The organism is Sphingomonas sp. Leaf198, from assembly GCF_001424005.1.
Classification (GTDB): domain Bacteria; phylum Pseudomonadota; class Alphaproteobacteria; order Sphingomonadales; family Sphingomonadaceae; genus Sphingomonas.
In genome coordinates this window covers 597783-618518 of sequence record NZ_LMPX01000002.1, presented here as the reverse complement: position 1 = coordinate 618518, position 20736 = coordinate 597783, and the positions used below count along the sequence as shown (strand labels likewise).

Annotated in this window: 13 protein-coding genes; 4 read left to right on the top strand and 9 right to left on the bottom strand. The window is 67.6% G+C overall.

Features of this window, described 5'->3' with window-relative positions; all coding sequences use genetic code 11:
• Positions 1-71 precede the first annotated feature (71 nt).
• Both ASG20_RS09880 and ASG20_RS09875 read left to right on the top strand, forming a co-directional pair.
• On the top strand, positions 72-1715 hold the full coding sequence (locus ASG20_RS09880; RefSeq protein ID WP_056051521.1) for a helicase HerA-like domain-containing protein: 1644 nt from the start codon (positions 72-74) through the stop codon (positions 1713-1715).
• A 169-nt stretch (positions 1716-1884) separates the two neighbouring features.
• Positions 1885-3129, top strand: coding sequence for a M20 metallopeptidase family protein (locus tag ASG20_RS09875; RefSeq protein WP_056051520.1), 1245 nt, complete (start codon positions 1885-1887; stop codon positions 3127-3129).
• Between the two features lie 144 nt (positions 3130-3273).
• Here ASG20_RS09875 and ASG20_RS09870 read toward each other — a convergent pair whose 3' ends face one another.
• Positions 3274-4386, bottom strand: a complete 1113-nt coding sequence (locus ASG20_RS09870) for a serine hydrolase (RefSeq protein WP_156364206.1) — start codon at positions 4384-4386, stop codon at positions 3274-3276.
• Between the two features lie 114 nt (positions 4387-4500).
• Positions 4501-6078, bottom strand: coding sequence for an L-aspartate oxidase (gene nadB, locus ASG20_RS09865; RefSeq protein ID WP_056051518.1), 1578 nt, complete (start codon positions 6076-6078; stop codon positions 4501-4503).
• 299 nt (positions 6079-6377) lie between these two features.
• On the opposite strand from nadB, the gene ASG20_RS09860 reads away from it, so the two are divergent.
• Together ASG20_RS09860 and ASG20_RS09855 are read left to right on the top strand one after the other, a co-directional pair.
• Positions 6378-7646, top strand: coding sequence for an ROK family transcriptional regulator (locus ASG20_RS09860; protein ID WP_231420250.1), 1269 nt, complete (start codon positions 6378-6380; stop codon positions 7644-7646).
• A gap of 205 nt (positions 7647-7851) precedes the next feature.
• On the top strand, positions 7852-8748 hold the full coding sequence (locus ASG20_RS09855; RefSeq protein ID WP_056051516.1) for an ROK family protein: 897 nt from the start codon (positions 7852-7854) through the stop codon (positions 8746-8748).
• Positions 8749-8760: 12 nt separating this feature from the next.
• On the opposite strand, the gene ASG20_RS09850 is transcribed toward ASG20_RS09855, so the two are convergent.
• From ASG20_RS09850 to ASG20_RS09820, 7 genes are all read right to left on the bottom strand, one after another.
• Positions 8761-10230 carry a carboxylesterase/lipase family protein gene (locus ASG20_RS09850; protein WP_056051514.1) on the bottom strand — a complete coding sequence of 490 codons (1470 nt, stop codon included), beginning with the start codon at positions 10228-10230 and terminating at the stop codon, positions 8761-8763.
• Positions 10230-10997 (bottom strand): GDSL-type esterase/lipase family protein, encoded by a 768-nt coding sequence (locus ASG20_RS09845; RefSeq protein ID WP_056051512.1) that lies wholly within the window; start codon positions 10995-10997, stop codon positions 10230-10232. Before ASG20_RS09845 ends, ASG20_RS09850 begins: the two co-directional genes overlap by 1 nt.
• 109 nt (positions 10998-11106) lie before the next feature.
• Positions 11107-14052 carry a glycoside hydrolase family 2 protein gene (locus ASG20_RS09840; RefSeq protein ID WP_082470878.1) on the bottom strand — a complete coding sequence of 982 codons (2946 nt, stop codon included), beginning with the start codon at positions 14050-14052 and terminating at the stop codon, positions 11107-11109.
• 159 nt (positions 14053-14211) lie between these two features.
• Positions 14212-16752: a glycoside hydrolase family 3 protein gene (locus ASG20_RS09835; RefSeq protein WP_056052983.1), complete on the bottom strand. Its 2541-nt coding sequence runs from the start codon at positions 16750-16752 to the stop codon at positions 14212-14214.
• A 130-nt stretch (positions 16753-16882) separates the two neighbouring features.
• Positions 16883-19231 carry a TonB-dependent receptor gene (locus ASG20_RS09830; RefSeq protein WP_082470877.1) on the bottom strand — a complete coding sequence of 783 codons (2349 nt, stop codon included), beginning with the start codon at positions 19229-19231 and terminating at the stop codon, positions 16883-16885.
• Positions 19131-20117, bottom strand: coding sequence for a FecR family protein (locus ASG20_RS09825; protein ID WP_056051508.1), 987 nt, complete (start codon positions 20115-20117; stop codon positions 19131-19133). The genes ASG20_RS09830 and ASG20_RS09825 overlap by 101 nt, the downstream gene beginning before the upstream one ends.
• Before the next feature lie 84 nt (positions 20118-20201).
• Complete coding sequence (locus ASG20_RS09820) at positions 20202-20702, bottom strand: RNA polymerase sigma factor (RefSeq protein ID WP_056051506.1); 501 nt, start codon at positions 20700-20702, stop codon at positions 20202-20204.
• Positions 20703-20736 lie beyond the last annotated feature (34 nt).

The window sequence follows — 20736 nt, the reverse complement described above, 5'->3', positions numbered from 1 at the left end:
CCCGAGCGGCGGTCCTTTTTCTTTGCGGCGCGCGAGGTTAGGGTCGGCGCTGGATACAGAGGACGAGACGCATGACCGACGGCATCTTCATCGGCGCGAGCGTGGACGGCAAACCGCAGACGCTCGAACTGAAGCGCGCCAACCGTCACGGCCTGATCGCAGGCGCGACCGGCACCGGCAAGACGGTGACGTTGCAGGGGATCATCGAGGGCTTCTCGGCGAACGGCGTGCCGTGCTTCGTCGCCGACGTGAAGGGCGACCTGTCCGGCCTCGCGATGGCGGGGTCACCGACCGCGAAGACGCATGCGAGCTTTGCCGAGCGCGCGAAAGCGATCGGCGACGATGGCTGGGCCTATGCCGACAACCCGGTGCAGTTCTGGGATCTGTTCGGCGAACAGGGGCATCCGATCCGGACCACGATCAGCGAGATGGGGCCGCTGCTGCTGTCGCGGCTGATGGACCTGAACGAGGTCCAGGAAGGCGTACTGACGATCGCTTTCCACGTCGCCGACAAGGAAGGGCTGCTGCTGATCGACCTCGATGATCTGCAGGCGATGTTGACCGAATGCGCGGGGCGGGCGGACGAACTGACGGTGACGTACGGCAACGTCTCGAAGCAGTCGATCGGCGCGATCCAGCGCTCGCTGCTCCAGTTGCGCACGCAGGGCGCGGAGAATTTCTTCGGCGAGCCCGCGCTCGAGATGAACGACTTCATCGGCGTCGACGACAAGGGGCGGGGGATCGTCAACATCCTCGCCGCCGACAAGCTGATGGCCTCGCCCAAGCTGTATGCGACGTTCCTGCTGTGGCTGATGAGCGAACTGTTCGAGCATCTCCCCGAGATCGGCGATCCCGACAAGCCGGTGCTGTGCTTCTTCTTCGACGAGGCGCATCTGCTGTTCGACGAGGCGCCCAAGGCGCTGCTGGAGAAGATCGAGCAGGTTGTCCGGCTGATCCGCTCGAAGGGGGTCGGCGTGTATTTCATCACGCAGAACCCGATCGACGTTCCCGACACCGTCGCGGGACAGCTCGGCAACCGCGTCCAGCACGCGTTGCACGCATTTACGCCGCGGGACCAAGCCGCGGTGCGCTCCGCGGCGGAGACGTTCCGGGCGAACCCGGGCGTTGACGTCGCGACGATCATCACCGAGTTGAAGGTCGGCGAGGCGCTGGTCTCGCTGCTCCAGGCGGACGGCGCGCCGACGCCGGTCGAGCGCACGCTGATCAAGCCGCCTGCGTCGCGCGTGGGCCCGATCACGCCGGCCGAGCGGAAGGTGATGATCGAGACCGACGCGATCGGTGCGAAGTACGACACGCTGGTCGATCGCGAGTCGGCGGAGGAATTGCTGGCGGCGAAGACGCAGGAGGCTAGCGCTGCGGCGGCCGAGGCCAAGGCGACGACCGAGGCGGAAAAAGCCGCGGCGGCGCAGGCGAAGCTTGATGCAAAGGCGGCAAAAGAGGCGGAACGCGCGCGCATCGCAGACCAGCGCGAGGCGGATCGCCAACAGCGTGAAGCCGACCGTAAGGAGCAAAACTCGCTTGGAAATACGATCGTCAAGTCGGTGACTCGTACGGCGGCTACGTCGCTGACCCGCCAAGTCACTAACGAACTTACAAAGCAGGTGTTCGGAACGAAGTCCCGCCGCTCGTCCTCCAGCGGTGGCCTGGTAGGTACAGTCCTGCGCGGGGTGTTAGGCGGCCTGTTCCGGGGGTAGACTGCCCGCATGATCGGGGGAGAGCTGCCCCCAACCAAACAGCACCCCGGCGGAGGCCGGGGCCCAATTGGGGAACGGAGGTAACGTCGGACGGCGCTTCGTTACATCGACCTTTCCAATTGGGCCCCGGCGTTCGCCGGGGTGGAAGCCAGTTTTCAAGGAGTCAGATATGTCCCTCGATTTCGAATCCACCACCGACTGGGCCCCGACCGACTGGACCGCCGTCGGCGAGGACAGCCTCGACGATGCGATCACACTGCGTCGCGCGATCCATGCCGATCCCGAGGTCGGACTGCATTGCCCGCGCACTTCGGACAAGGTGAAGGCCGCGCTTGCCGGTCTTCCGCTCGAAATCCGCGGGGGGACCTCGACCACTGGCTTCGTCGCGATCCTGCGCGGCGGTCGCGGTGGCAATGCCGGCGGCAACGGCCGCACGGTGCTGCTCCGCGGCGACATGGACGCCCTCCCGATGCAGGAGGAGACCGGCCTGCCGTTCGCCTCCAAGATCGACGGCGCGATGCACGCCTGCGGCCACGATTCGCACACCGCGATGTTGGTCGGCGCCGCCAAGGCGTTGTGCGCACGGCGTGACGAACTGCCCGGCACGGTCGTGTTCATGTTCCAGCCGGGTGAGGAGGGGCATCACGGCGCTCGCCACATGATCGCCGACCGCCTGCTCGATTCGCCGCTGCCCGAGGCGGGTTTCGCGCTACACATCTCGCCGAACATGCCGATGGGTCATGTCGTCAGCCGCGCGGGGACGCTGATGGCGTCGACCGATACGCTGCGTGCGACGATCACCGGGCGCGGTGGCCATGCCGCGATGCCGCACGACTGCCTCGATCCGCTGCCGATCGCCTGCGAGATCGTCACGGCGTTGCAGACCTATGTCGCGCGGCAGGTCGCGGTCACCGATCCCGCGGTGCTGTCGATTACCAAGCTCAACGCAGGGAGCGCACACAACGTCATCCCGTCGAGCGTCGAGATGCTCGGGACGATGCGTACGCTCTCCGAACGCACCCGCGAACAGGTCCGCGCGGCGTTCATCCGCATGGTCGAGGGGATCGCCGCGGCGCACGGTGCGGTCGGTACGCCGACGATCGAGGAGGGCTATCCGGTCACGGTCAATGACGAGCGGGCGACCGATCTGATGAAGGCGTGCGCGACCGCCATCGGTGGCGAGGGCGCGTATCAGGTGATGCCGCCGATGATGGGCGCGGAGGACTTTTCGTACGTCCTCCAGAAGCTGCCCGGGGCGATGGCGTTCATCGGTGCTGCGCCCGAGGGTAGCGATCCGCGTACCAACCCGCCGTTGCATAATACCAAGATGACGATCGACGAGCGCGTGATGGCGCACGGGATCGCGATGCACTGCGCGGTGGCGGAGCGGTTCCTAGCGAACGGGTTCGGCTGAGGGCTCGCCGCATCCCCCCATTCCGCGGCGTCCCCCCGCTCCGTCATCCTGACGAAAGTCAGGATCCAGGGTTACCAGCGATGCCGTATCTGGATCTGGGTCCTGACTTTCGTCAGGATGACGGGGGGTTGCGGGACGGGAGTTTCAGTGCAGCGGGCGGGTGGTTCCGGCGTAGTGGGCGACTGCCGCTGCAGCCTGTTGGATCAGGCGCTGGCGTTCGGGCATTGGCCGGATCGTGTCCCCGATCATCACCGCGATCGCATAGCGGCGTCCGTCCGGCGCGGTCAGCAGACCGACATCATTGAAGCCGGCGTTGCGGCGGCCGAGGTCCTGGCCCGTACCGGTCTTGTGCGCGATCTCCCAGCCGCCGGGGAGCGCCGCGCGCAGACGGGCGCGACCGGTGACCGAACGCCCCATCGTATCGAGCAGGATCTTGGTCGATGTCTCGGACAGGATATCCCCCTTCGCCAGCCGCGCGATCGCGTCGGCGATCGCGATCGGTGCGGCGCCATCGGGCGGATTGCGGACATACGCGTTCAGCGCAGCCTCGCGCACGGCTGGGGACAACCGGTTGCGTGCGGTCATGAAGCCGCCATTGACTGCATAGGAAGGCTGCCAGACCAGCCCCGCCGTGCCACTCTGCAACAGCCGTTCGCCCGGCCCGAACCGGATCGCGCCAAGCTGTTTCCGCGCGATCATCGACCGTACCGCGGACGGCCCGCCGACCCGCGTGAGCAACCGGTCGTTCGCCGTATTGTCGCTATGCGTCAGAGCCCGGGTGAGCAATTCGCCGACAGTGGTGCGATAGCCGTCGCCCTTGACGAGCATCGCGATCGGCTGATGGAACAGCGTGAGGTCCTGGGGCCGCACGACGATCGGTTCGTCGAGGCGGATCCTGCCCTGATCGCGCAGGTCCATCACCGTCATCGCGACCCAGAGCTTGCTGACCGATTGCTGGGGCAGGAGCTGGCGCCCGCCGGCTTCGACGGTCCAGCCATCGTCGACCGCGCGGATGGCGATGCCCGCCTTACCCTGAAAGCCGCTGTGCAGTTCGGAGATCGCGTTGACGAGGCTGAGCGGGGCGGGGCGCAGGGCGCGGGGCAGCGGTGGCGGAACCGGGATCGAGACGAACCCTTCGGACTGGTGCATCGGTCCGACCGCGGGAGGGCTTGGCCGCGAGGCCGATCCGCAACCGGCGAGCGCCGCGCCGAACAGCGAGGTTACCAGAAGACGCTTGAACGCACTCGCCGATGTCATGATGGAACGCCCTGCACTGAAGCACCGACCCTTATCCGTTGATCCGCTGTGCGAAACAGGACGCACGTGCCGCTGCGACGAAGCGCGCCGACGACACGGCCAGTCGCGCAGGGATCAGGGAACGAGAACGGTATCGACCGCCTCTGGCAGCGTCTCGGGGTAATCGAGCGTGAAATGCAGCCCGCGGCTTTCGTGCCGGTGCAGCGCGGATCGGACGATCAGTTCGGCGGTCTGGAGCAGGTTGCGCAGCTCGATCAGGTCGGGCGTGACGCGAAAGTGCTGGTAATATTCCGCGACCTCGTCGTTGAGCAGTTCGATGCGGTGCTTGGCGCGTTCGAGCCGCTTCGTGGTGCGGACGATGCCGACGTAGTTCCACATGAAGCGGCGGATCTCGGTCCAGGTCTGCTTGATCACCACCTCTTCGTCGGAATCGGTGACGCGGCTTTCGTCCCACGGGCGGATCGGCGGGGGCGGGGGCAGCGAGTCCCACGCGGCTGCGATGCTGTCCGCCGCGGCTTCGCCGAACACGAAGCATTCGAGCAGCGAATTGGAGGCGAGGCGGTTGGCACCGTGCAGGCCGGACTCGGTGCATTCTCCGGCCGCATACAGCCCGGGAAGATCGGTCTTGCCGTGTTCGTCGATGACGATGCCGCCGCATGTGTAATGCTGCGCAGGCACGACCGGAACCGGCTGCGTGGTCATGTCGATGCCGAGACCGAGCAGCTTCTCGTGGATATTCGGGAAGTGATGGCGGATGAACTCGGCGGGCATGTGGCTGATGTCGAGATGGACATAGTCGAGGCCGTAGCGCTTGATCTCGGCGTCGATCGCGCGCGCGACGATATCGCGGGGGGCGAGCTCCATCCGCGTAGGGTCGTAGTACGTCATGAAGCGCTTGCCGGTCGACGGGTTGATCAACCGCCCGCCTTCGCCGCGGACCGCCTCGGTGATCAGGAAGTTCTTGACCTCCAAATTGTAGAGGCAGGTTGGGTGGAACTGCATCATCTCCATGTTGGAGACGCGGGCGCCCGCGCGCCATGCCATCGCGATGCCGTCGCCGGTCGCGCCGCGCGGGGCGGTCGAGAACAGGTACGTGCGGCCCGCGCCGCCGGTCGCGAGGATCGTCGCGCGCGCGGTGTAGAGCGCGACGCGCTCGGTCTTGCGGTCGACCGCGTAGACGCCCCAGACGTTGCCCGAGCCCGAATAGCGTTCCTCGTGGCGGCCGGTCGCGAGGTCGATCGCGATCTGGTCGGGCACTAGCGTAATGTTCGGATGCGCCTCGGCGGCCTTCTGCAACGCTTCCTGAACCGCCCAGCCGGTCGCGTCGGCGACGTGGACGATGCGGCGGTGCGAGTGGCCACCTTCGCGAGTGAGGTGCAACGCGTTGCCTTCGGTCTCGAACGGGACGCCGAGATGCGTGAGGCGTTCGATCGCGGCGGGGGCGCCTTCGACGACCATCTCGACGATCGCGCGGTCGTTGAGGCCTGCGCCGGCGACCATCGTGTCCTCGACATGGTTCTCGAACGTGTCGCCGGGTTCGAGCACCGCGGCGATCCCTCCCTGCGCCCAGGCGGTCGAGCCTTCGTTGAGGGCGCCTTTCGCGAGAACGGTGACCTTGAAGCGCTCCGCCAGGTTGAGCGCCGCGGTGAGCCCGGCGGCGCCCGAGCCGACGATCAGGACGTCGCTATTCATGGTGGGAGAGCCTCGACGTAGGTGGTGATAGGCGCGCGCTGCGGCACGGCGCGGAAAAACGATCCTGCATTCGCCCGATGTGGCACAAAATACCGGGTGCAGGACAGCAGATAGGACGGGTCGTGCGAGAAAACTGTGACGCCTCAACCGATTGAGTCGACGGCAGCGAAACGCCAGTCCCGATCGACGGCGAAACCGACGATAGCCGGCTTTGACCCGCTGCGATTTGGGCGTCAGGCTGCGATCGGTATGGTCCGGGGATCGATTCTCCGCGCAACCGACCGGAACGGGCGAAGCATGTGACGAAGAACAAGGAACTGGGCTCGGGCGCGCCGGGAAAGTCTGTAGGGATCGATCGCAGCGCGCGGCTTGGCGATCGCGGTGCGCGGCTCGGCATCAGCCTGTCCGGCACCAACCTCGAACGCGCGGGCGACTACAACCAGCGGACCGTGCTGCAGGCGATCCGCGTGAGCGGCGAGGCGAGCCGGACCGATCTCGCGACGATCACCGGGCTGACCGCGCCGACGATCGCCAACATCACGCGGCGGCTGCTCGAGGAGGGGCTGATCAGCGATGCAGGGCGGCGGCAGGGCGCGCGCGGTCAGCCGGCGGCGCAGCTCGTGATCAATCCGGCGGGCGGCTTCTCGGTCGGGATCAATATCGACCGCGACCACATCACGATCGTGTCGCTCGACCTCGCGGGCACCGTCCTGACGCGCGCGACGCGTGAAATCGCGTTCGCGATGCCCGACGCGGTCTCGGCCTGGCTACGCGACGAGATCGCCGCGATCCGATCGTCCGATCTGATCGACGAGGCGCGGCTGCTGGGGGTCGGCGTGGCGATGCCCGACGACCTCGGACGGGTGCCGTTTCCGCATCGCCCGGCGGCGTACGAGCACTGGAACGACGTCGACGTCGTCGCGCTCGTCGGGGCGATCGTGCCGTGGCCGGTCTATGTCGACAACGACGCTGCGGCGGCGGCGATCGGCGAGGCGCAATTCGGATCGGGGATGGTGCTGCCGAGCTTCTTCTACGTCCTGGTCAGCGCAGGTCTCGGCGGCGGATTGGTGATCGACGGGAATTACTTTCGTGGCGCCGGGGCGCGCAGCGGCGAGATCGGTTTCATGCCCGACATGACCAAGCGTGCCCAAGGCCGTACGGTGCAGGAGACCGTATCGCTTTCCGCGCTCTACGACCGGCTGGAGGCGGGGGGCTGCGATATTGCGGGGGTCGGCGCGCTGACCGGCGATGACCCGGCGGTGTCTGCGATCGTCCGGGACTGGGTCGAGGATGCGGCGCAATCGCTGATCGCACCGCTGATCGCGGTGAGCTGTTTGGTCGATCCCGGTGCGGTCCTGATTGGGGGACGGTTGCCCGGGCCTCTGGTCGACGCGCTGGTCGAGCGGCTCAATGCGATGCTGGTGGATTTGGCGCTACCGTCGGCCGCGCGGGTGATGCGCGCCGCGATGTCGGACGATGCGCCCGCGATCGGCGCGGCGATCCTGCCGTTCCTCCACCATATCCTTCCGTCGGACGCCATCTTGATGCAGGCGGGTCGCTCCGGCTGACCGATTAACGCAATTTAACTTTTTAATTCCCTGGTGCTTGGCTAGATTGGTCTCACACGTGCCGCTGCGACTGGGCGACGGTGGGAGCGATTGGCATCGGCGGTTCTGATCGCAGTGAAGCCCCTGTGCCTCTTTTACCGAGAGACGCTGCACTCCCCCCTCCGGTTTCGACGTCGCCGACGGCGTTCGAAGGGAGAGGCGATCGATGGTTCAGATTGGTATTGATTTTGGCGGGACGAAGATCGAGGCCGCGGCGCTCGACGAGGGCGGCCAGTTCCTCAGCCGTCTTCGCGTGCCCAACCCGGGCGATTACGATCGCGCGGTGCGCGACGTCCGCGACCTCGTTCTCGCAGTCGAGGCGGAAGCCGGCGCGTTAGGCACGATCGGGATCGGCACGCCCGGATCGATCTCGCCGCGTACCGGCCTGATGCGCAACGCCAATTCGCTCTATCTCAACGGCCGCACGTTCCGCGAAGACCTGGAGACCGCGATGGCGCGGCCGGTGCGGATGGCGAACGATGCCAATTGTCTCGCGCTATCCGAGGCGGTCGATGGTGCCGCAGCGGGGGCGCGATCGGCGTTCGCGATCATCGTCGGGACCGGCTGCGGCGGCGGACTGGTGATCGACGGGCGGATCGTCGAGGGCGCGAACGGGATTGCCGGCGAATGGGGCCATGTCCCGCTGCCGTGGCCGACGGGCGTCGAGGTGCCGGGACCGGCGTGCTGGTGCGGCCTGCATGGCTGCCTGGAAAGCTGGGTGTCGGGGACGGGGTTCCGTCGCGATCACGAGAGCGTCACGGGGCAGGCACTCGACGGCGCGGCGATCATGGCTGCGGCGCGCGCCGGCGACGTGGACGCGACCGCGACGCTCGATCGCTACATCGACCGCCTGGGTCGCGCGCTCGCGCTGATCGCGAACCTGATCGATCCGGATTGCTTCGTGCTGGGCGGCGGCATGTCGAACGTCGTGGAGATCTACGAACGGCTTCCCGCGGTGGTCCGCAGCCACACGTTCTCGGATGGCTGGGACGCGAAGATCGTCCAGGCGGTGTGGGGCGACAGCAGCGGGGTCCGCGGCGCCGCGCGGCTCTGGCCAGCCTGACGCCGTTCGACGTCAGGGCGCGGCGCGCAGTCCGCAGATGGCGCCGCGCAGATCGTTGCCGGGCTGCGGACCGCCGTTGACGAAACCGAGATACGTCTTGCTCGCCAGATCGTAGCGTTCCCAGGTCGGCAGTCCGGCTGCGTTCGGGGTGCCGGTGCGCGCGAAGGCGAGCCAATAGGCCTGCATCGGCGGCGCGCCCGGTTCGAGTTCGTCGCTGCCCGCCATTACGTAGCGGATCTCGCTGCCATGCGTCACCGGCTTGGCGTCGGGGGCGGTATAGTCGAACTGGTACTGCCAGACGGGCTGGCCAGCGCGGGTTCGCGCGGCGGCGACGGTCGTCACCGGGCAGCGGAAGGTGATGTCGTTCGACAGGATCAGGTCGAGATCGCCCATCCGCGGGTCGGCGACGGGGATCGAGTCCACGCCATATGCTTTCTGCGCGAGGCCGGCGTTGCGCCCGAACGCGTCCGCGATCGCCTCGCTGGCGCGCGATACGCCGCCGTGGAGAGTCAGTTCGCGCGCGTTGTTGCCGACGATCAGCGGGGCGGGGTTGCCGCCTTTCGCCAGGGTCTCGGTCGGGGTTTCGGTAAGAACGCGGCCGTCGACGATCGCCTGGAGCCAGATGAAGCTCTTGTCAGCGAAACCGGGAACGTCGACCGCCTCGGTCGCTGCGATCAGGCGCGCGACGGGGAGCCTGCGGAGCGTGGCGGCGGTCTGCGCGACGCCGGCCTTTGCCACGATCATCGTGCCAAGGCGTTCGTTGTCGGCAAGGCTGCGCGGCGGCGTGCCGAAGCCGGGCGTGCCGCTTTCCTCGATCGCCTTGGCGAACAGTCCGCGCGAGCCGGGGCTGAGCAAATGCAGCCCGACGTCCATCGCGCCGGCGCTTTCCCCGAACAGCGTGACGTTGGCGGGATCGCCGCCGAATGCGGCGATGTTGGCGCGGACCCAGCGGAGTGCTGCCTGCTGGTCCATCAGCCCGTAATTGCCCGAGGCGCCGCCGCCCTCGCGGGTGAGCGCAGGATGCGACATAAAGCCGAGCGCACCGAGCCGGTACTGGATGCTGACGAGCACGACGCCTTTGCGGACCATGCCCGACTCGATCGTGCCCGCGCCGCCGCCGGCGTAGTTCGAACCGCCGTGAATCCAGACCATCACCGGCAGCAGCCTGGCGGGTTTGGGATCGAGGGTCGCGACTTCGAGATAGAGGCAGTCCTCGCTCGCGAAACTGGCCGCCTTGGTGTTCCAGCCGCGATCGACCTGCGGGCAGGAAGGCGCGGACGCGGTGGCGTCGCGGGTGGTCTGCCAGGCGCGGACCGGCTGCGGTGGCTTCCAGCGGAGCGGCCCCGTCGGTGCCGCTGCGTAGGGGATGCCGCGGAAGAGCCGGCGATCGTCCGCGGTGACTTCGCCGCGCACCGGACCGTGATCGGTGGAGACGATGGCGGTCGACAGGGCGGTCGACAGGGCTAGCGCGGCGAGCAGCATCAGCGGGCGATCACCGCGCGGGTCGGGGCGGGGTGCGACAGCGCCGCCTTGAACGCGCGCTCCGCGACGGGCGCCATCACCGCATACCCGGCCACCGTCGGGTGGACGTGATCAGAGGACAGCCCCTCGCGCATCCCCAGCGTGCCGGGCGCGACCAGCGCGGACCAGTAATCGGCATAGGTCGAGCCGGTCGCCGCCGCATAGGATTTGAGCCACGCGTTCATCGCGACGATCTTGCTGCCGGTATCGAGGCCCGGCCGCCACGGATAGCGATCCGCGGGCGGGATCGAGGCGAGGATTACGCGGATGCCGTTGGCCTGCGCAAGTTCGGTCATCGCGCGGATGTTGGCCTTGCTCTCGTCGGGCGTCATCGGTCCGGTATTGAACGCGATGTCGTTGGTCCCGGCCATGATCTGCACGACCGCGGGCTTGAGCGCGATGACGTCGGCGGGGAAGCGGACCAGCATCTGCGGCGTGGTCTGCCCGCCGATCCCGCGGCCGATCCGGCCGGGCGTGAAGAACGCCGGGACGTGATCGAACCAGCCCTGCGTGATCGAGTCGCCGATCAGGACGATGCGGGGTTGCCCGGCGACGGGGGCCGGAAGCGCGGCGTTCGCGTCGCGGTAACGGCCGACCCAGGCCCAGTCGGTGTGCAGCCGGTCCTCGGCTTCCTTCGCTGATTTCTGCTCGGGCGTCGGGTCGGCGGCGAAGACGGGGAACGCCACCGCGACGGCGAGCGCGGCGAGCAACAGGTGGGTCGGCTTCATCGGGTCATCCTATCGGATCGGCGGTTATCGGATCGGCATCGGTCGATCCTGCGCCGCCGCCGCTGCTTGGGCTGCAAGCAAGGCGAGGGCGGCGAGGATCTTCATCGGTTCAGCGGACCTTGACGGCGGTCGGCGTCACGTTCCAGCCGCGCAGCGCGACCGTCGTCCTGCCCTTGGTCGCGGCGGCGGGGTAGCGGATCTCGATCCGACGCCTGGCACCGGGCAGCAGCGAGACGTAATTGTCGGTGAAATAGGCGGGCAGGACCTGCGTCCCGTCGCTGTTCATCACCGTCAGCTTGGTCGCCAGCGCGGCGACGCTGTCGGGATTGGACAGGTCGAGCGTGGTCGCGATCTCGTCGCCATCGCGGCGGCTGGTCGCGGTCGAGGTCAGGCGGACCTTCGCCATCGTCGTCATGCCGCGATAGGCGGCGTCGTCGGCACCCTGCCAATAGACATTCTGCGAGACGATTTTCCCCGCGGCGTCGGTCACGTCGAGCGACACCAGCACCATGCCCTGCGTCAGCAGCGGTGCGAGATCGAGCGTGAAGGCATCCGCGACGAGGCCGGCGCCTGCGCTGACCGTCGCGCGCTGTTCGGCGAGCACGCGGTTGTCTAGCGACGTTACCTTGGCATGGACGACCGCACCCGCCAGCGCCGGGCCGTTGTTGACCAGCACCACCTTGTGATCGGGCAGGTTCATCTGGACGTGGACCGGCTCCGACGCCTTCTTGGTGCCGTAGAACGCTGCGTGCGTGTCATAGTCGGACGATAAGATCTGCCACGCCGAGGACGGCCAAGCGGGCTGCGTCATCCACAGCATCCGTGCGGAGTTGGTGGTCCAGAGCCCGGCGTTAAACCCTTCGAAGATCGCGCGATAGGAGTCGTACTCCATCATCTGCGCCTTGCGTTCGAAGTCGGGCAGGCTGGTGCCCGCACCATAGCGAGTCGCTAGCGCATCCATGTACGTCTTGACCGCGCCGTTCCCGGTCTGGTGCCAGTCGTGATACGCCCAGGCATCGCCGATCGGCCAGAGATCGGCCTTGGGCAGCGCGCGCGTCCACGCCTCCAGCGTCGGGAAACTGGGCGTGCCGAGTTCGACCGAGAAGCCCTTGGCGTGTTCGATGAAATAGGTCGATTCCGGGCGCCAGTTGTACGGGCCGCTGTTCTGCAGGTTCACGCGGTTCGACGAGCCCATGTAGAGGCGCGTGCCGTCGTCGCGGTTGATGATCCCCTGCAGCGCCTCGTTGAGGATTGGCTGCGGCACGCCTTCGTTGCGCCCGAACCAGACGACGATCGAGGGATGGTTGCGGAACCGCTTCACCACATCCTCGGCATTGGCGGTGAACAGCGGCACGTCCTGCGCCTCGATGTTGTAGTCCTGAGTCGATTCCCAGAAATCGTTGAGGATCATCAGACCGTGCTCGTCGGCGAGATCGTAGAAATTCTCCTCGGTATTCTGCCCGACCCAGTTGCGGATGATGTTGAGGTTCGCATCCTGATGCAGCCGGAAGAAAGGCAGCAAGCGCTCGCGCTCGGTCCGCTTCATGAAATCGTCCATGCCAATATTGCCGCCGCGCGCGGCGATCCGCACGCCGTTCACCTTGATCAGCAAATACGGCGCCAGCCCGGCGTCGCCCGCGATCGGCGTCACTGCCGGCGAGCTTTCCGCACGAGGGACGAGCGAGGCGGCCCAGCCATTGTCGGTCTTGCGGATACCCTGGTGCGTGCCGTCGACGATCTGCGTGTGGAGCGCGCGCGCCTTGGACAGGTCGATGCCGACGCGGCGCAGCGTATCGGTCTTGTCCATCAGCGAGATCTCGTACGTCACCTGCCGCATGCCGAAACGCAGGGTCTTGGTGTCGGAGACGGCGTTGTTGGCGGCAGTCGTCAGCGTCAGGTCGTGCAGCGCGGGCGCGCCGTAGCCGTTGGGCCACCAGAGCTTCGGATTGTGGACCGCAAGCGCGGGAAACTCGGCAGGCGTCATCGTCACGTCGGCGCTCGCATGGGGCGCGAGCGGCACCGACTTGCTGACCGTGACGGCGTCGAACTTCGCGGTGACCATGGCGGTGGTCGGCTGGTCGGTCAGGTTGCGGACGGGGACGGTGATCTCGACGTTCGCGACGCTGTTGTCGGCGTTCGGCAAGGTCGTCACCACGTGTGCATCGCCGAGCGCGGTATCACCGGTCGCGATCAAGTCGACGCCCTGCCAGAGCCCGGTGTTGCGGTCGCGGATCGACGGGATCCAGTCCCAGCCCTCGCTCGCGACGAAGGTCGGGCCGTCGAGCATCTGCATCCCGCCATTCTCGCCGACGCCCGCGGTCATCGACTCCTCGTGCGCGACGCCGGGATGGGGAGGCGGCGACACCTTGACCGCGATGACGTTGCGGCCCGCTGCAAGCTTGCCGGTGACGTCGAACCGACCGCGGATGAACGCGCCCTTCATCGTGCCGAGACGCGCGCCGTTCAGCCAGATCTCGGCAGCGTAGTTCACACCCTTGAAGTTCAGTTCGAGATGCTTGCCGGTCGTTTCGGCGGGAACATCGATCTCGGTGCGATACCAGTAATCCTGCCGCGCCAGGCTTTCGGGGATCGTCAGGTTGTTCAGCCCGAACGCGGGATCGGCATAGACGCCGCGATCGACCAGCGTCGTCAGGACGGTGCCGGGAACGGTGGCGACATACCAGGATTTCGCGTCATAGCCCACGCGCGACAGGGCGGCACCATCCGCTTGAACCTTGGGGGCTTCGGCGAGACGCCAGCCGGCGACGGTCCACAGGCCGGGGGCGCGTCTGGCGAGTGCGGGACCCCGCGGGATCGGCTTGGCGACGGGCTTGGGCAACGGCGCGCGGGTCCGGGGGATGGTTGCGGGATCCTGGGGGGTGACCTGTCCGGCCATCTGGCGCACCTGGACCGGCCATTCGGACTTCACCGTGCCGCGATCGGCATAGCCGGCGGGCAGTGCCGCGGGTCCCGCCAGCGTCTGCGCCGACGCGGTCGATGCGAGCATCAGCCCAAACAGGGAAACGCCAAGCCCGGTGGCAGAACGGTCGGTCATCAGTCATCCCCCATATCGGCAGCCGGATCTGTGGCCGGGCTGCGCTATCAATCCATCAGAGCATGACCGACTGAGAAAGCCAATTGATTTGGCGAATTAGGTCTCATGAGGAAATTCGACGTCAGCCGAGCGGGCGGTGCGACCGCCCGCTCGGCCCGATCAATCGCCGCACTTCGTCATCGGCACGGGCGCGGAGTCGATCTTGACGTCGGAGATCGAGAGGCCAAGCTTGCCGTCGGTGGCGATCACGAATGGTGCGGTGACGTGCGCCATATCGATGCCGCGCTTGGCAAAGCATTGCACTGGAACGATCACCTGCTGCCAGTCGCCCGGCTTGCCGGCCGCGAGCGTTTTGGTGATCGGGACGGTGACCGCCTTGCCGTCGTTGCTGACCATGCCGAGACCGATCGGTGCGCTGCCAGCGCGATCGACGCGGACGTCGACGACGAGGCTGAGTTCGCCGTTGCTCTCGCGCGTGAGATCAAGCGGGCCGGACGCCTCGACCCGCGTTTCGGCGGGGCCGCCGGTCCAGACGAACGCGCGCGCGTCTTCCTGGCGGCGGCGGTCGACCGCGGAGGCGGTAAGGCGCTTGGTCGCGGTCGTCGCGTTGACGCCGAGCAGGCGGACCTTCGACTGGCCTTGCTCGACCAGCGCAAGCGACCAGCCCTCGGGAACGCGGCCCTTGCCGAAGATCGTGCCGTTCGACGATGCGGCCATGCCGGCGGGGCGGGTTTCGTCGAGCTTGGGGACGGTGCCGGGCTTGGCGTAACTCAGGCCGTAGCCGAACGCGAACAACGGGTCGTAGCCGGGGTCCGAGCGATTGAGCACATATTGATCGGGGCGCTTCGGCCAGGAGAAGCTCAGTTTGCCGCGGAAGTCGTTGGCGACGCTGCCGTCCTTCTTGCGGAACAGCACATCGGCGACGCCGCCGCCTTCGCTACCCGGCAGGAACGCCGCGACGAACGCATCGGAGGCGTTGAGTTCGGCATTCACCCAGAGTGGGCGACCCGACAGGAATACCGCGACGACGGGGACACCCGCAGCCTTCAGCTTGCGCAACAGTTCGAGGTCGGACTTGTCCTCGGGGCTGAATTCGAGGTTCGGGCGATCACCCTTGAACTCGGCATAGGGTTGTTCGCCGAACACGACGATCGCCGCGTCGGGCTTCTTCGCGAAGCTGCCATCCGCCGACAGCGTCACGGTGCCGCCAGCGTCCTTGACCGCGGTGCTGATCCCCGACCAGATCGTCTCGGCGTTGGGGAAGTTCGCGTTGGTGGTGCCGCCGCCCTGCCACGTCAGCGACCAGCCACCGGCCTGTTGCGGGATGTTGTCCGCACCGCCGCCTGCGACGAGGATGTTGGCGGAGGGCTTGAGCGGGAGGAGTCCGCCTTCGTTCTTGAGCAGCACCATCGATTCACGCGCGGCACGGCGGGCGATCGCGCGGTGGTCGGCGGCACCGATGAGGTTCATCTTGCCGGCGAGCGCGCGCGACGACGGGCGACCGCGATCGAACGTACCGGCACGGATTTTCACGCGGAGGATGCGGCGGACCGCGTCGTCGAGGCGGGGGGCGGGGATCTCTCCGGATTGCGCCTGCTTGAGCGTGTTGGCGTAGAGCGTCTTCCACCCGCTGCCCGAATACATGAACATGTCGAGCCCGGCATTGATCGCCGCGGCGCAGCTCTCGTTCGAGCAGCCGTCGACCTGGCCATGGCCGTTCCAGTCGCCGACCACGAAGCCGTCGAAGTGGAGGCGATCCTTGAGCACGCCGGTCAGCAAACTCTTGTTGCCGTGCATCTTGGCGCCGTTCCAGCTCGAGAAGCTGGCCATCACCGACTGCGTACCCGCCTCGATCGCTGCCGGATAGCCGCCGAGGTGGATATCACGCAGCACGGTCTCTGGGATGCGCGCATCACCCTGGTCGCGTCCACCGGTGCCACCATCGCCGAGGAAGTGCTTCGTCGTCGCGATGACGTGATCGGGGGCGAGGAACTCCTTGGTGCCGACCTTGCCCTGGACGCCTTCGATCACCGCACCCGCGTAATCAGCCTGGATCTGTGGCTCTTCGGAATAGCTCTCGTATGTCCGGCCCCAGCGGTCGTCGCGGACGACGGCGAGCGTCGGTGCGAAGGTCCAGTCGATGCCCGCGGCGGCGGTCTCGATCGCGGTGACGTGGCCGATCTCGCGCATCAGGTCGCGGTCGCGCGCTGCACCGAGCCCGATGTTGTGTGGGAAGAGCGTGGCGCCGGGAATGTTGTTGTTGCCGTGGACCGCGTCGGTGCCCCAGATCACGGGAATCGCGGGGCGGCCGTCGCTGCGTGCCATCGACGCGTCGTAGAAGTCGTCGGCGAGCTTCAGCCACTCGACCGGCGGCGCGAGATCGTTGCCGTGCGGCCCCGCGTTGCCGCCGTTGAGGATCGAGCCGAGCTTGTAGGTGCGCAGGTCCGACGGCTCGATGCTGGCGATGTCGACCTGGATCAGCTGGCCGATCTTGTCCTCCACGGACATGCGTTTCAGGATCGCGTCGATCCGTGCCTCGGCCTTCGGATCGCGCGAGGGGCGGGCATTCGCGGTCGGCCAGATCTCCGGGTGCGCGACCGCGGACAGGGTGGCGGTCGGTGTGGTAGTCGGGGCTGGTATCGACGTTGCTGCCGATTGCAGCAGCAGCGCGATCGTGACCGTGGAAAAGCCTGCCGACATCATAGTCCCCCCGAGATGGCACGCGATTTGGTATCGGTACCTTATGGCCTCTTCGTACCGGTGCGGCGCGGTAGCATGCAAACGAATTGGTCGTGCGGTGGCGGGCGTTGCCGCGCGGGGGTGGCGTTGCTCAGAAGCCGATCGACAGGCTCAGCGTGATCGCGCGCGGTCGGACCGGGACGGTCTGCTTGATCGACGCGAGCGTGAACGGGTTGCCGAAGCCGAAACTGTTGCCCCGTCCGTTCAGGAGATTGTCGACCGCGAGCGACCAGTGGCGCGGACCGTCGTCGACCGTCGCGCCGGCAGCGACCGTCGCATAATTGCCCGCCCGACGATCGAGCGTCGGGTCGAAGCTCAGCCTGGTCTGGCCGATATAGCGCGCGGTCAGATAGGCGCTGGCGGGCAGCGCGATCAGCGAGAATTTCCGCGTCAGGCCGAACCGTGCGGAAAAGTCGGGGACCACCGGCAGGCGGCGGTCGTCGTCGTTGCCACGCTGGTATTCGCTGGGGGAGGTCAGTCGTGCACGCTGGATGGTGGTACCGACATCGATCGTCAGCGGTCGCGCGTCCATCCGCGCGCCGAACTCGATGCCGTAATTGGTGGCGTTGCCGACGTCGATCGTTCCGAACAGTCCATCCGAATCGACCACATCGCTGCGCAGATGCTTCCAGACCGATCCGAAGACCGCGCCGGTAAGGCTGACCCGGTCGTCGAACGCGCGGACCCGCCAGCCGAGTTCGAGGCTTTGCAGTTCGTCGCCTGGAATTTTCTGGTCTTTACCGGGCAGATCGCGCGAGACCGCAGCGGGCCGGATCGCGCTGGCGTAGCGCAGCCAGACCAGACCGGTCTCGTCGCGGTGCCAACTGAGCGTCGCGCTGGGGGTGATTCCGAGCTTGGTCGCGCTCTGCTCCTGCGGGCCCTGTTGTTCGATGTCGTTGGTCGTGACGAAGCCGCGCAGGCCGAGCTTGAAGTCGAGCGCGGAGGACAGACGCTCGGTGCCTTCGGCGAACAGCGCTGCCTCGAAGACCGCCTCCTTGTCGTCGCGGGCTTCGATCGCGTCGCCGGCCGCGACGAAGCTGCCCTTCAGCCGGGTGGTGCCCTTCAGCAGCGACGCACCGATGATCCAGGGATGGCGCGCGGACGGATCGCTGACGCGAAACTCCTGAGTCAGCAGGCGAATCTCGCGACTCTCGTCATAGGCGAGCGGCGTGGCGGTATCGAGCAGGCTCGCCCTGCTGCTCGCGTCGTAGGTGCTGGTGAAATCGTGCGATACTACCGAACTGGTCGACTGTACGTCGAGCCGGCCGATCGACCCGCGGATGTCGAGCGATCCCGTTACGAAATCATTGTCCTGCGGCTCGGCAATCGAGGTCGCGCGCGTCAGGCCGCGCGTGGCGTATTGGCTGTCGCGGGTGTCGATCCACTGGCCGACGCCGCTCGCGGTCGCGGTCCAGCCGTTGCCGATCGCCCAGCGCAGTGCCGCGCGGGCGCCGGTTCGCCCGGTGCGGTTGACGTTGCGTTTGCCGCGTCCGCTGTCGTCGATCCAGCCGGGCATCGTCTCCGCCCAGGCCGACGCGCGCAGCGCGACGCTGCCTGTGACGATCGGCAGGTTGACGGTCGCATCGAGCGCGCCGCCCAGCGCGCCGTCCTTGATCCCGGTGACCTCGGTCGAGAGCGTCTGGGACACGGTGTTGAGATCGGGCCGGGTGGTGACGATCCGGACCACACCGCCGAGCGCGCCGGTGCCGTACAGCGTTCCCTGAGGCCCGCGGAGGATCTCGATATGGTCGATATCGACCATCCTGAGGTCGGGATCGGGGGAGGAATAGCCGATCCGCGCGTCGTCGAGATACAGGCTGACGAGCGACTGGCTGGTGCCGTTGAACGCGCTGTCGGCGACGCCGCGCAGGAACACCCGGTCCCGGCCCGGCCCGAGATTGGTCGAGAACGCGCCGTCGGTGGCGGCGAGGAGATCGACCAGCCCGCGCTTGCCGCTCAGGCGGTCCAGCGCGGGCGCACCGAAGATACCGATCGAGGCGGGGAGGTCGGACAGGCGCTCGTCGCGTTTGCTGGCGGTGACGATGATATCGCCACCGGCGTCGGCCGGTGGCGCGACCTCGCGGTTTCGTTCGACCGGGTCGCGGTGCGGTGCGGGTTCGATCCGCCAGGTCGTCGCGTCGACGCGGACCGCGCGCAGATGCGTCCCGGCGAGCAGCTTGCGCAGCGCCTTGGCGATATCCGACACATGGTCGATGCGTTTGACCTGCACGGCGGGCAGCGACCCGGCCATGCCGATCGAAATGCCCGTCTGCCGCGCGAGCGAATCGAGGGCGGTGCGCAGCGAACCCTGGGCGATGCTGATCCCGCCCTGAGTCGGTTTATCCGCGTAGGCCGGCGCGCTCGATATGGACGACGCCGTCAGCGCGACGCAACCGTACAGGCAGAACCGCGCGAAGCTGATCGAGGAGCCGCGATCCATCGCCAATCGTCAAAACCCCGGAAAAGCGCAGCCCAGCGGCGGACGGATCGACCACCAGCGGGGCGGTCGCATACCGCGATATGTCCGCGACAACCAGCGGTAACGGCGCACCGTCGTAGTTGAGGCGGCCGTCTGTCCAATCGGCGACCGAGGCGGGCGAGACCGACCGCCGCTCAGCGATCCCGGTCGTGGTGTCGATGTCGAGCCGCTGCCCCGCACTCACCGTCGCAGGAACCGACCCGTCGGCGGTGTGCGGCGCGACGCTGACTTCGCCTTCGGCGACGGCGACCGACAGCGTTCGACCGGCGTTGACGACCGAGAACCGCGTGCCGACGTCGCGGATATCGTAGTCGCCGGCGCGGACGATCAGCGTTCGCGACGGATCGTGACGGACGGTAAAGCTCGCCGCGCCGTTCGCCAGCGTGATCAGAGGGGTCGTACCACCAGCGACCGAAACGCGCGATCCGCGATCGATCCGCATCGCACTGCCATCCGCCAGCGTCAGCGCGCGCGTATCGCCGGCGTTCGTCGCATAGACCTGCGCACCGTCGCCGCCGAGCTGCGGCGCGACGAACAGCAGCGCCAGCCCGGCCGCGAGCGCGCCGCCGGTGCCGGTCGCCGCCCAGCGCCAGCGCGACGTCCGAGGGGGCAGGGCGAGCGGTTGCGCTTCGACCACCGCGTCGTCGTTTGCCGGTAACAGCGCGGCGATCGACGGGGCGGCCTCGCCGATCTCGGCATCGAGCAGCGCGATCGAATCATAGGCGGCGCGGTGCGTGTCATCGAGAGCGAGCCAGTCGCCGAACCCCACCCAATCCATGTCGGGCGCATCGATCCGGGCGTGCCAGGCTGCCGCTGCGTCGATCGGGTCTTGGGTCGTCGCATCCATCAAGGTGCCCTCGTTCCAAGCGGATGCCCCCCGCTCGTGCCATAGACGCCACCGTTCATCTCGCACCGCAGTCGGGCGTGACGATCAATCGTCGATTCGATCATCGAGCGCCTTTCTGAGGTGCCTGAGCGCGACGGCGATGTGCTTTTCGACCGCACTGCGCGTGATGCCGAATTCCGCGGCGACCTCGGCATGCGACAGGCCATCGATCTTGTGGCGCCGGAATACCCGCATCGCCCCCTCGGGGGGGCCGGCGAGCGCGGTCGCCAGTTGCGCGATCCGCTGCCGCCCCGCGACCGCGTCGAAGGCGGAGGGCGTATCATCGACCGCTTCGTCGCCCATGATGGTCGTCATGCTCTCCGCATAGCCGGTATCGCGGCGCGCCCGCCGTCCGGTCGCGCGCACCCGGTCGAGGACGATGTTCAGGCCGATCCGGTGGAGATAGGCGAGCGGGTTGGCGATCGGCCCGGCGGCGGGTTCGGCGGTGCGCAGCCAGATCTCCTGCACCACGTCTTCGGCTTCCGCAGCACTCCCCGTCCGCCCGGTGAAGAACCGGACGAGCTGCGGGCGGTGCGCCGCAAGCACTGCCGAAAGCCCGGCAGGCTGAAAACTTTCCGCG

What these genes read in the sequence shown, in the direction of transcription:
- ASG20_RS09880 (WP_056051521.1), top strand. Translation starts at nt 72, where the DNA reads ATGACCGACGGCATCTTCATCGGCGCGAGCGTGGACGGCAAACCGCAG.
- ASG20_RS09875 (WP_056051520.1), top strand. Translation starts at nt 1,885, where the DNA reads ATGTCCCTCGATTTCGAATCCACCACCGACTGGGCCCCGACCGACTGG.
- ASG20_RS09870 (WP_156364206.1), bottom strand. Translation starts at nt 4,386, where the DNA reads ATGACATCGGCGAGTGCGTTCAAGCGTCTTCTGGTAACCTCGCTGTTC.
- nadB (WP_056051518.1), bottom strand. Translation starts at nt 6,078, where the DNA reads ATGAATAGCGACGTCCTGATCGTCGGCTCGGGCGCCGCCGGGCTCACC.
- ASG20_RS09855 (WP_056051516.1), top strand. Translation starts at nt 7,852, where the DNA reads ATGGTTCAGATTGGTATTGATTTTGGCGGGACGAAGATCGAGGCCGCG.
- ASG20_RS09850 (WP_056051514.1), bottom strand. Translation starts at nt 10,230, where the DNA reads ATGCTGCTCGCCGCGCTAGCCCTGTCGACCGCCCTGTCGACCGCCATC.
- ASG20_RS09845 (WP_056051512.1), bottom strand. Translation starts at nt 10,997, where the DNA reads ATGAAGCCGACCCACCTGTTGCTCGCCGCGCTCGCCGTCGCGGTGGCG.
- ASG20_RS09840 (WP_082470878.1), bottom strand. Translation starts at nt 14,052, where the DNA reads ATGACCGACCGTTCTGCCACCGGGCTTGGCGTTTCCCTGTTTGGGCTG.
- ASG20_RS09835 (WP_056052983.1), bottom strand. Translation starts at nt 16,752, where the DNA reads ATGTCGGCAGGCTTTTCCACGGTCACGATCGCGCTGCTGCTGCAATCG.
- ASG20_RS09830 (WP_082470877.1), bottom strand. Translation starts at nt 19,231, where the DNA reads ATGGATCGCGGCTCCTCGATCAGCTTCGCGCGGTTCTGCCTGTACGGT.
- ASG20_RS09825 (WP_056051508.1), bottom strand. Translation starts at nt 20,117, where the DNA reads ATGGATGCGACGACCCAAGACCCGATCGACGCAGCGGCAGCCTGGCAC.